This window comes from Sphingobium aromaticiconvertens, from assembly GCF_037154075.1.
GTDB lineage: Bacteria > Pseudomonadota > Alphaproteobacteria > Sphingomonadales > Sphingomonadaceae > Sphingobium > Sphingobium aromaticiconvertens.
This window is the reverse complement of sequence record NZ_JBANRJ010000005.1, coordinates 35,797-47,451: the sequence shown is the minus strand read 5'-3', so window position 1 is coordinate 47,451 and position 11,655 is coordinate 35,797. Positions and strand designations below refer to the sequence as shown.

Annotated in this window: 8 protein-coding genes and 1 pseudogene; 8 read left to right on the top strand and 1 reads right to left on the bottom strand. The window is 63.7% G+C overall.

What is annotated here, in order from left to right; all coding sequences use genetic code 11:
- Positions 1–494: 494 nt before the first annotated feature.
- Positions 495–1,130: a TetR/AcrR family transcriptional regulator gene (locus WFR25_RS26200; protein WP_257558866.1), complete on the bottom strand. Its 636-nt coding sequence runs from the start codon at positions 1,128–1,130 to the stop codon at positions 495–497.
- Positions 1,131–1,239: 109 nt separating this feature from the next.
- Here WFR25_RS26200 and WFR25_RS26195 point away from each other — a divergent pair, with 109 nt between their 5' ends.
- The 8 genes and pseudogenes from WFR25_RS26195 (at position 1,240) to WFR25_RS26160 (ending at position 11,611) form a co-directional block, all read left to right on the top strand.
- Positions 1,240–2,412, top strand: a complete 1,173-nt coding sequence (locus WFR25_RS26195) for an efflux RND transporter periplasmic adaptor subunit (RefSeq protein ID WP_336975250.1) — start codon at positions 1,240–1,242, stop codon at positions 2,410–2,412.
- 7 nt (positions 2,413–2,419) lie between these two features.
- The gene (locus tag WFR25_RS26190) at positions 2,420–5,584 is read left to right on the top strand and encodes an efflux RND transporter permease subunit (protein ID WP_257558910.1); all 3,165 of its coding nucleotides are present in this window, start codon (positions 2,420–2,422) and stop codon (positions 5,582–5,584) included.
- Position 5,585: 1 nt separating this feature from the next.
- Positions 5,586–7,023 (top strand): annotated as a pseudogene (locus WFR25_RS26185) (efflux transporter outer membrane subunit).
- Between the two features lie 469 nt (positions 7,024–7,492).
- Positions 7,493–7,708 (top strand): hypothetical protein, encoded by a 216-nt coding sequence (locus tag WFR25_RS26180; RefSeq protein WP_257558908.1) that lies wholly within the window; start codon positions 7,493–7,495, stop codon positions 7,706–7,708.
- Positions 7,709–7,893: 185 nt separating this feature from the next.
- Positions 7,894–8,553, top strand: a complete 660-nt coding sequence (locus WFR25_RS26175; RefSeq protein WP_336975249.1) for a universal stress protein — start codon at positions 7,894–7,896, stop codon at positions 8,551–8,553.
- A 425-nt stretch (positions 8,554–8,978) separates the two neighbouring features.
- Entirely contained in the window at positions 8,979–9,419 is a 441-nt protein-coding gene (locus WFR25_RS26170; RefSeq protein ID WP_257558906.1) for a hypothetical protein, read from the top strand.
- Between the two features lie 879 nt (positions 9,420–10,298).
- Positions 10,299–10,679, top strand: a complete 381-nt coding sequence (locus WFR25_RS26165) for a hypothetical protein (protein WP_017183401.1) — start codon at positions 10,299–10,301, stop codon at positions 10,677–10,679.
- A gap of 14 nt (positions 10,680–10,693) precedes the next feature.
- Positions 10,694–11,611, top strand: a complete 918-nt coding sequence (locus WFR25_RS26160; RefSeq protein WP_232037503.1) for a MipA/OmpV family protein — start codon at positions 10,694–10,696, stop codon at positions 11,609–11,611.
- The last annotated feature ends 44 nt before the right edge of the window (positions 11,612–11,655 follow it).

Here is an 11,655-nt window from a genome sequence, read left to right as displayed (position 1 = left end):
CGGTATCGAGCCTGGAAGTGCTGGATGTCGAGCGCACGCTTGCCAGCGCGGAAGCGGCGCTCGCCGCATCGAACACCAAACTCGCGTCGGATCGTGTACGCATCTTTCTGGCGCTGGGAGGAGGTTGGGGGGCCAGTGCGCCTTGATTCTCAGCAAGCCGCCGCCTTGCGATCGCCAAGTCCTCAACAAATGATCTTGAAACTGCCCACGGAATTGCTGTTCCAAAATGTGAGTGTCACGCTTTTTGGCCACATGGTGCCATAATAAATGGTCAGTGTGAACGATACGGACGTTATTCCTCGGGCCGTGTGGAGGCCGCGTGGGGAGCCTGGTGATGGGGCGAGCGTGACGTGGCTGAATAGCCTGGCAAAAACGGCGTCACCTCAAGGTTTGTGCGCCAAACAACGATTTCGCCGACATAGTGTGAACATCGACATCAAGCGGCCGCTCGAAGATATCCTCCGCGACATTGCGGGGACTCAGCGCGGACCGGCCTAGCGCGCCGGCAGGTGCTGGATTCCTTGACCCCGGGGCGAGGCCGGCTGATCCGGTGCGCCCAAGGCGCGCATCAGCAGACATGCCGTTTCGTGGCTTATCTGATCGACATCCGTCGCCGGCCCGATCATCGTGCGATGACCAAGGCCAAAAAAGCACGCCATCATGATCTCGACATAGGCTTCCAGTTCACCCGGCGCTGCATCGGGTCGGGTGAGTGCGGCGAGTCGGCGAACGCCGTCGCGATAGCAGACGACAAGCGCATTCAGTCGGTCTGCGACCGAAGGATTGCGACAGGCTTCCGCAAGAATCTCGAAGGAGAGGCCGCCGTCGCTCTTGACGATCGAGTCGTTCGCAATCGCCTTGATCGCGTCGAATACCGAATGCCCGTCCTGTTCGACCGTGCTGAAAATCGCGTGCATCTTCGCGATGCGCGCCTGCGTATTCTCCTCGACCAGGGCGAGGATAACATCGTCCTTGCCTTCGAACAGCCGATAGATCTGGCCGATGCTGACCGCCGCCTCGGTAGCAAGTTCGGCGGTCGTCGTGGCGTGAAACCCCTTGGCGTCGAACAGCTTGCGGGCCGCCTTGATGATCCTCTGTCGTGGCAATTGCTCCTGCGTCTTCTCAGCCATCCCCAAACGCCTCTCCAAATATTTTGCTTGTTCTCATATCCAACCTGCTGCACGGCGACATGCCGGAATGAGCGCTCAGTCCCATGTTAATGTTCAGATAAGGTGGTCCATGCGCCGTCCAAAGACAACCGGGATCTGGGTGATGGCTTTTGCTTTCGGACTTACGGGCTGTGGCCAGGCCCCAGCGCCTCCCTCCTCGCCGCCCGAGGTAGGCGTCGTCACGCTGAGGACAGAGCCTGCGACGCTGACGAGCGAACTTCCCGGCCGGATCGCGGCCGTCGAGACTTCGGAGGTGCGGCCGCAGATCAGCGGTGTGGTGCGCCGGCGGCTTTTCGAGGAGGGCTCTCGGGTGCGCGCCGGTCAAATCCTCTACGAAATCGAGGATGCTCCCTACCGTGCCGCGCTCGGCAGTGCCCGCGGCGCGCTTGCCCGGGCGGAGGCGGCTATCAAGGCCACGCGCTTGCAAGCCGAGCGCTACCGCGATCTGGTGGGAATCAACGCGGTCAGCCATCAGGAAGCCGACAATGCCGAGGCAGCGGCGCAACAGGCGCGCGCTGATGTGACCGCGCAGCGCGCCGCCGTCCAGGCAGCTGAAGTCAATCTGGGCTTCACCCGCATCCAGGCGCCAATCGGGGGGCGGATCGGGCGTTCGCTGTTCACCGCGGGCGCACTCGTCCAGGCGGGGCAGCCCAATCCGCTCGCCACGATCCAGCGGACCGATACCGTCTATGTCGACGTCACCCAGTCGGCGGCCGATGTCCTCGACCTCAAGGAGGCGATGCGCGCCGGCGACATGACCCGCAATGGCGACAGCGCTCGAGTCGAGCTGCTGCTTCCCAACGGCAGAACCTACCCTGTACAGGGAAACCTCCAGTTCTCCGAGGTGACGGTCGATCCCACGACCGGCGCGGTGACGCTGCGCGCGGTCTTCCCCAATCCCGAAGGGCTGCTGCTGCCCGGCATGTATGTCCGTGCGCGGCTGGTCGATGGCGTACGGCAGCAGGCGATCCTTGCGCCGCAGCAGGGCATCACGCGCGACGAACGCGGGCGGGCGACCGCCCTGGTCGTGAACGCGCACAACAAAGTCGAGCAGAGGATCCTGACGACGGACCGCGCGATTGGGGATCGCTGGGTCGTGACCGCCGGCCTGCGGGCTGGGGATCGCCTGATCGTGGAGGGCCTTGTCGATCTGAAGGCCGGCATGACGGTCCGCCCGGCCGCACCCCAGCAGGTGACGAGATCAGCGGCCCCGCGGCCTCCTGCCCGCGCTATCGGGAACTGACCGCACCATGGCACGCTATTTCATCGATCGGCCGATCTTCGCATGGGTGATCGCGATCGTCCTCATGCTGGCCGGCATCCTTGCGATCCGAACCCTCCCTATCGCCCAGTTCCCGGCGATCGCGCCTCCTGCGGTTGCGATCAACGTCATCTACCCGGGCGCCGACGCCCAGACGCTCGAGAATACGACCACGCAGATCATCGAACAGCAGATGAAGGGCATCGACAATCTGCGCTATTTCTCGTCGACCAGCGATTCGGCCGGCAATCTCGCGATCACGCTGACCTTCGAGCAGGGCACTGATCCCGACATCGCCCAGGTACAGGTCCAGAACAAGCTGGCCCAGGCAACGCCGCTCCTGCCGCAGGAGGTGCAGCAGCAGGGCATTCGCGTCACCAAGGCCGTCAAGAACTTCCTCCTCGTTGTCGCGCTCTATTCCGAGGATGGGAGCCACGATCAGGTCGATATCGGCGACTATGTCGCTTCCCGGATCCAGGATCCGTTGAGCCGCATCAAGGGCGTCGGCGACACGCAGGTGCTGGGCGCGCAATATGCGATGCGCATCTGGCGCGATCCCTTCAAGATGACCACCTATAACCTGGCGATCAGCGACGTGAAGGCCGCGATCCTGGCGCAGAATGCGCAGGTGTCTGCCGGCCAGGTCGGCAGCCTGCCAAGCGTCACTGGGCAGGCGCTCAACGCGACGATCACCGCGCAATCCCGCCTGCGGACCCCGGAGCAGTTCCGCAACATCCTCCTGCGCACCAATCCGGATGGTTCGACGGTTCATCTCTCCGATGTCGCGCGCGTCGAGCTGGGGTCAGAGAATTACAGCTTCCAGGCGCGCTTTAATGGCAAGCAGGCGGCAGGCTTTGCAATCAAGCTGGCGCCGGGGGCCAACGCACTGGATACAGTGGCGGCGGTCAAGGCGCGGATAGCGGAACTGTCCAGAGAGTTTCCGCCCGACATCAAAGTGGCCTATCCGCTCGACACGTCTCCCTTCGTCGAGCTGTCGATAGAGCAGGTCGTCCACACGCTTGTCGAAGCAGTCGTGCTGGTGTTTCTCGTCATGTTCCTGTTCCTCCAGAACTGGCGCGCCACGCTTATCCCGACAATCGCGGTGCCGGTCGTGCTGCTGGGATCGTTCGCGGTTCTCCAGATAGCCGGATTCTCGATCAACACCCTGACCCTGTTCGGCATGGTGCTCGCCATCGGACTGCTCGTCGACGACGCCATCGTCGTGGTCGAGAATGTCGAACGCCTGATCCATGACGAGCGCCTTTCGCCCAAGGAGGCTGCGCGCAAGTCGATGGACGAGATCAGCGGCGCGCTGATCGGCATCGGCCTGGTCCTGTCGGCGGTGTTCCTGCCGATGGCTTTCTTCGGCGGTTCGACCGGGGTGATCTACCGTCAGTTCTCGATCACCATCGTCTCATCGATGATTCTCTCGGTGCTGGTCGCGCTCATCCTCACCCCGGCGCTGTGCGCGACGATCCTTAAGCCCGCGAGCGCCCACGATCAGGAGAAAACCGGCTTCTTCGGCTGGTTCAACCGGACCTTCGATCGCGGCCTGGACCGCTACGACAAGGGCGTGGACAAAGTGCAGCGGCGCTGGGGCCGATCGCTGCTCGTCTATGCGCTCATCATCATCGGGATGTCTGTGATTTTCGCACGCCTGCCGTCCGGCTTCCTCCCGGGCGAGGATCAGGGCGTGATCTTCACGGAGATTAAATTGCCGACGGGTTCAACGATGGAAGAGACCGCCCGCACCATGGAACGGGTACGCCACCATTACCTCGATGATGAAAAGGACAATGTGGCGTCCATCTTCACGGTTTCAGGCTATGGCTTCGTGGGCCAGGGCCAGAATGTCGGCATCGCCTTTGCGCGGATGAAGGACTGGAGCGAACGCAAAGGTGTGGAGAATGCCGTCCCCGCGATCGTGGAAAGAGCGAACAAGGCATTCGCGAAAATCCGCTCCGCCCAGATCGTTGCAAAATTTCCGCCGGCCGCGTTGGAACTGGGCAATGCCAACGGTTTCGATCTCGAACTGAAGGATGTCGGCAACGTCGGGCACGATCGGCTGATCGCGGCGCGCGACCAGCTTTTGAAAGCGGCCGCCGCTGACAAGACGCTGAGATATGTGCATCCCAACGGCCTCGACGATACGCCGCAGCTCAAGCTCAACGTCGATCAGCCCCGCGCCGGTGCGCTTGGGCTGGCCCAAGCCGATATCAACGATACGATCAGCACTGCCTTCGGCGGCGCCTATATCAACGATTTCATCGACCGGGGGCGCGTCAAGCGCGTCTATATCCAGGCCGACGCTCCGTTCAGGACCAGCCCCGCGGCCATCGGCAACCTCTATGTCCGCGGCGTATCGGGCAGCATGGCGCCTTTCTCGGCCTTTGCCGACACTGGATGGCAATTCGGACCGGCGCGACTGGAGCGCTATAATGGGGAATCCGCAGTGGAAATCATGGGGTCGCCCGCACCGGGGTATAGTTCCGGCGCTGCCATGGCGCGGATGGAGGAGCTTGCCAGCAAACTCCCCGCCGGCATCGGCTACGAATGGACCGGCCTGTCTTATGAGGAACGGCTCTCTGGCGGCCAGGCGCCGGCGCTTTACGCGCTGTCGCTGCTGATCGTCTTCCTCTGCCTCGCCGCTCTTTACGAGAGCTGGTCGGTGCCGATCGCCGTCATCCTCGTGGTGCCGCTCGGCGTCTTGGGCACGGTGACGGCGGCAGCCCTCGCGGGGCTCAATAACGATATCTATCTGCAGGTGGGCCTAATTACCACGGTAGGCGTCGCCGCGAAGAACGCGATTCTGATCGTGGAGTTTGCCGAGGAGAAGATGGCCCAGGGCCTCGGCGCCGCCCAGGCCGCGATGGAGGCCGCGAGACTGCGGCTGCGCCCGATCCTGATGACCTCGTTCGCCTTCATCTTCGGCGTCCTGCCACTGGCCCTATCCCGGGGCGCGGGCGCGGGAGGGCAAAATGCGATCGGCTGGGCGGTGGTCGGTGGCATGCTCTCGGCGACCATCCTCGCGATCTTCTTCGTGCCCATGTTCTTCATCGTCGTGAAGAAGCTGTTCCGCCAGGATCGCCCCCGCGCACCCGATCCGGAAGCCGCCAGGGCGCCGCTTGGCGACCCGCAAGCGCGGGAGATTTGAGATGACCGGTCGCGCGTTTGGTCTTGTCATCGCGGCGGGGATCGCCCTGACGGGATGCGACATGGCCCCGAAATATATCCGTCCGGCGATGCCCGTCCCCCAGGCGTTGCCCGCGCAGCCCGCCGAGACGACGGACGCGGCTGGGGGGGGGGCAGCCGGCCGATCTCGTCTGGCGCAACTTCTTCGCCGATCAACGTCTGCGCGCCGTCGTCGCGCTCGCGCTCGATAACAATCGCGATCTCAGGGTGGCACTGGCCAATGTCGAACAGGCGCGCGCGCTTTACCGGGTCCAGCGCGCCGACTTGTTCCCGACGCTCGGAGTCGACGCGAGCGCCACTTACCAGAAGACGCCCGCCGGGGTCGTCAATCCGGGCGGCGGTCCGGATGGCGGGGGGGCTTCCGCAAGCGGAAGGACCGACATCTATTCCGCCAGTGCCGGGGTCTCGGCCTGGGAGATCGACCTGTTCGGCCGGATTCGCAACCTCGACAAGGCGGCGCTGGAGCAGTATTTCGCCTCAGCCGAGAACCGGAATGCGGCACAGACAGCGCTGATCGCCGAAGTCGCGACCACCTGGCTTGTGCTTGCGGCGGACCAGGACCGGCTGCGGATCGCGCGCGATACCGAAAAGGCATTCGGGCAGACGCTCGACCTCACACGGGCGCGGTTCACCAAGGGCATCGCTTCGGAACTCGATGTCCGGCAGGCGCAGACGAGCTACGATCAGGCGCGTTCCGACATCGCCGAGACGACGACGCTCGTGGCGCAGGACCGGAACGCGCTCAATCTGCTTGCCGGAACGACGATCGCCACGGACCTGCTACCGGAACGGCTGAACGGCGATGGGGTGACGCTCGCGCAGCTTCCGGCGAACCTGCCTTCGTCCGTGCTGCTGCAGCGCCCCGATATCGCCGCAGCCGAGCACCGTCTGCGCGCCGCCAACGCCGATATCGGGGCGGCGCGCGCCGCCTTCTTTCCGAGGATCTCGCTCACGGCCGCGTTCGGAACGCTCAGCTCCGGGCTGTCCAACCTGTTCGGCAACGGCAGTGACTTCTGGTCGGTCACGCCCGCCGCCTCGCTGCCGATCTTCGATTCCGGGCGCAATCGCGGCAATCTGCGCTACGCCCAAGCGACACGTGACGCGATGATTGCGCAATATGAACGGACGATCCAGAGCGGCTTTCGCGAGGTTGCCGATGCGCTGGCGCGCCGCGGGACCATCACCGCCCAACTGGAAGCGCAGGCGTCGCTGCGCGATGCTGCGGCCGGAGCATACCAGCTATCCGAAGCGCGCTTCCGGGCCGGGATCGACCCGTTCCTGGCCACACTCGATTCGCAGCGAACGCTCTACGGCGCGGAGCGGAGCCTGCTGGCCACGCGCCTTGTCCGGGAAACCAACGCCGTCGAGCTCTATCGGGCGCTCGGCGGCGGATTGCGGTGAGACAGTCTTGACTGGCGTTCCAATAGAGCCTAGCCCACCACAAACGGAGTGAGGGCTCATTCCGATATGGATGAGAGAGGATCGCGCATTGGAGAAAGGCCTTCTTCTGCCATTCTCCAATGCGGATGCGCGGCACGAAGCCGCTCCGGACCGCTTCTACACCGTTCCCCCCTTGGGAGGCGGAGAGCCCGGCGAACCCTGCGCTCGGTTCCCGCCTGCCGACCCGCCAGTCAATAGCTCCCGAAACGCGCCCGAGCTCCCAGGAGCGCTGCGATCGGCTGGCGGGATTTCTGCAATCGCTGTATCAAAGGACATCCGGCCCGATGGGCAGCCGGGATGTAGTGCAGCAGGAGTAGCTCGCCTCGTCGAATGCCATCAGCACATAACTTGGCCAACGCAATTATGTGTCGCGGAGGGGTATGACGGTGCTTCGCTCACTTGGTTGGAACGGAGCGCGATCTGGATCGGCATGAAAGATGCGGCCGCCGGCCATGCGCCGCTCCGGCCCGGATCAACTTGGGCAGCGCGACTCTATCAGAGCTGTCGCCGATGGACTGCTCTATCAAGCCCGCTGCCGCTTGCCGATCCATATCTTGAAACGCTGCGCTGCTTTGGTCTGCAAATCAGTCAGCATGCCGCTGTCCTGATCGAGGACAACCGTGAACCGGAGGGCCGTAACCCTTGATGCCGGTCTGGAGAGATATCGCGGTTTTCCTCGATGCCACGCCGGTGGGCGAACATATAGGTCGTCATGCGGCTATGCTCGCGCAACGCCATAAAGCGCATCTGGTAGGCGTCTATGGCGTGTCCCACGAAAGTCTGCACCCGGCCGAAACCCATGCGAGAGGCTCGAGGGCGATGGGAGAGGTCATGGCGCGGCAACGTCATGTAGATGAAGAGAAGGTGCTCGCTGCCGCCCGCCACTTTGGCGACCTGGTCCGCGAGCATCAAATCGGCTCGGAATTTCGCATCGTGTGGAGAAATGCTCTTGGCGACGACGGCATTTTACGAGCGCTGCATTGCGATCTCATTGTCGCGGCACATCCCAAACCGGCAGACCTTCCGGCAGGCTGGTCGGCCGAGCGACTGCTGCTAACCACCGGCATTCCGGTGTTGCTGGTCCCCAATGGGTGGCACGGGGAGACGATCGGCGAGAATGTGCTGATCGCATGGAATCGCAGCCGCGAGGCGCGGCGGGCGGTCAATGATGCGATGCCTTTCATCAACGCGGCTGGCCGTGTGACGATCCTGACCGTCGACAGCGACCGACATCCCGATCATTTCGGTCCTGAACCCGGCTCCAACCTTCTTGAGCACCTTTCCAGGCACGGTGCGCATGTCGATATCGCGAACATCTCCTCCGGGGGGGCGCCAGTCGCGGAAGTCATTCTTGGCGAGGCGGCCACGCGCAATGCCGATCTGGTGGTGATTGGGGCGTATAGCCATCCGCGCACCGCCGAAATCCTCTTTGGCGGCGTTACCCGGTCCTTGCTGTCCGGCGCTCACCTTCCGTTGCTGATCTCGCGATGAAATCCGGGGCACGGAAGCGCCAGCCTCCGATAAAAGGACGGGCGCGCGCATCCGGTGGCCGCGGGGCACTGCTAACCGGGATTTGAGATGGTCGGCCCGGTGACCTACTTGCAAAGGCTCTTAGCGTGCAGCGGCCAACCACCGCCTTCCTTGGCAGCCCGTCTGGCTAGAAACTGGCGACTTCGCGACCGCCGGAGTGACTGGTCGCTGACGGGGATTCGTGCCTCTTCGATGGCGGGGTCGGGGACCGCCTGCGACCCTATCGCGAGGTCGCGCGGCGTCATATCGCTATGTTATGCGCTGCAAATGTGGCCCGGCCGGGATACCGCCAGCGATAGGGGTTGCCAGCGGCCGGATGATACCAGCCGTTCTGCCCGGGCCAGAGTTCTACTCATCGGACATCCAATCACCTGCACCCGCTCAACATGGCGCTGCTTTCCGGCGTGGCCACGTGTGATGGAACGATGAACACTCAGCCGGCCGATCTCCTCATTCCCGTCACGCTCCAGGACGGAACCCGTATTCGGCTTCGGGCCGACGAGATCGCATATGTCGAGCCTGTCGGCCGAGGCGCCTTGATCCACCGCGATTCGGGCGAACCATTGATGGTGGTGCATGACGCACGGACCGTGGAACTCCGCGTGATCGTCGCGCTGGCCGGCCGCGCTGACACCCAGGAATACCCTGCAGGCGAGACGTCCGAGCCTGAGGATCCGATACGGCGTGAGGCTGATCGGGCAAGCATCGCCCCGCCTCCTGAACGCGAATCGCTGAACCGGCGTGCGAAACGCCTCTTGCGCGCGCGCGTCAGCCTCCCTTCGCTCATGATCGGAGGCGCGCGCCGGCGGCCTGGTGATAAGCTCTAGCGTTGGTCATGCGATAACCACCAGGGTGGAAACCCGGTATGCGCCGGCCGCCGCCACGAATATTTACTGGCCGAAATCAGAGGACGAAAAACTCACGCGACGCGCTCGGAATTGGGAAAAGGCCGCTCCAACCTCAAAGAACATTTCGCTCCTTGGTTGACGAGGTGACGCAGGAGGGTTACTCCCTTAATGGTAGTGAGCGCTCACTCCACTGGAAAGGATAATGTACGTGGAGGGAAGCCGATCAATCACGATATGCTTCTCGATCCCAAGAGATCGTGCGCGCCCTTTTGCAGTCGCGCGAGCGCGAGGGGACGTCCTCTCTGTCTCCAACGCTTGCCGCTGTCTTGTCAGCCCTTACCGGTTGGCGGGCATGCGTTCACCGGATCCCCCCTCCGGTATGGCTTTGCCTGCCGTCCTGCCAGCCGATTATCCCGAAGCCGCGTGGCGTGTCTCCCTGGGTCACAGGCGTCGGCTGGCAGGACCCCTTTCAGATCGGACCCGCGCGACCCTTGTCCGTCTCCTGCGATGCGATCGCCTGGCTTTCGGCCGAGCGGCGGAAGGGATCTCGAATGAGCCATGATACGACCGGACCGGACCGTCACAGACCGATCCTGCATCTGCGCCGAGCCATCGGCTCGACCAGTATAGCCGGGCCCGATTCAACGTGCTTATCCCCTGTCGATCGGGCAACGAAGCAAGGCACTGGCCGCAATCGGCCTGATGCCGCACGGCGCAAGCGTCAAGGCGGCAGGCGTGAAGAATGAATCGCCGCATCATCAATTGCGGTGCGCTGCGGCACCTAGTCGCGATCATGCCCGCTGTCGCGCGAGAATCAGGCTTTTCCAACCTCAAGAGTCATGAGGAAGCGCAGCGCATATGAGGCTATTTCATCATCCCAGGATATCGACGGCCGCTATTCTTGTCCTGTTGGCGTCCACCACGGTCACATTGACAGGGTGCGGACAGGACACCGGCACGGATGGCGCGGAGAACACCATCGTCGAGAACGTGCAGGTGACGCTGCCGCCATCGATCAAAGCGAGCCACCCCTATCGCTGCGAGGACAATAGCGTCGTCACGATCGATTTCCTCTCCGACGACGTGACAATCAATCTGCGCAGCGAAGGCACGATATCGCAGCTTAAGGCGCCCGCACCCGGCGAAGCGTTCACCGATGGCAAGCACACGGTAGCCGGCGACGAGGCCGCCATAGAACTCACCAGGCCGGGCAAGAAACCCCAGACCTGCAAGATGTGATGTTGGCGATGCCGATGGCGCTGTTCGAGCTCTCGGCGGGAGAGCGGCGCGCCGCGCCCGCTGGACAGGAAATCCGCGAGCACGGCCTGGCATGGCGCCACGATGTCCGGCCTACCCCTTTCAAGGGCGAGGCGCGCCATTTTCCGAAACGATGCGAGTATCTGTGCATGACGTTATCCAGCCGTATAGGGCGTCTCGCATGGCCAACTCTGCTGCTGGCGGCGCTGGCATTGCCGGCAGCGGCCAGTGCCCAGTCCGGCGATCATGTGACGCTCGGCGCCGGCGCCGGCGTCGTTCCCGACTATCAGGGCTCCGATGACTATCGGTTCCTGCCGATCCCCGTGATCGATGCGCAGTTCGGGCAGTTCTTCGTCAGCCTGCGCAATGGCATCGGCGTAAACGTCATCGAGATCGGCCCATTGACGGCGGGTGCGAGCGTAGCGCTGGTCGGCGGCTACAGGCGGCGTGATGTGCCCGACGGCATCCGGCGCGTCTCGACCACGGCCGGTGGCCGGCTCTTCGCGAACCTCAAGCTCGACAATCTGTCCTTCACGGTGGGCGCCACCAAGGCGGTGGAAGGCGGCACCCGGGGCGTGGTAGCGGATGCCAGCCTCTCTTATGCGCTCCCCGTCTCGGACCGGATGACGGTTATCCCGACGATCGGCACGAGCTGGGCGAACGGCAAGCATATGAATCGCTATTTCGGCATCGACGCGAGCGAAGCCATCGCCTCGGGCCTGCCCTTCTATCGTGCCGGAAGCGGCTTCAAGGACGTGTCGGGCCTCATCACCGCCAGCTATCGCCTTGATTCCCACTGGAGCCTTGGCGCGACAGGCGGCGTCACCCGGCTGCTCGGGGACGCCGCGGACAGCCCGCTGAACGAGCGCCGCTGGCAGCCGAGCGGCTTCATGTCCGTTGCCTACACCTTCTAAGTGCGCAGCCCGGTGCCCGCTGCGTTGAGATCGAAGGGGTTGCT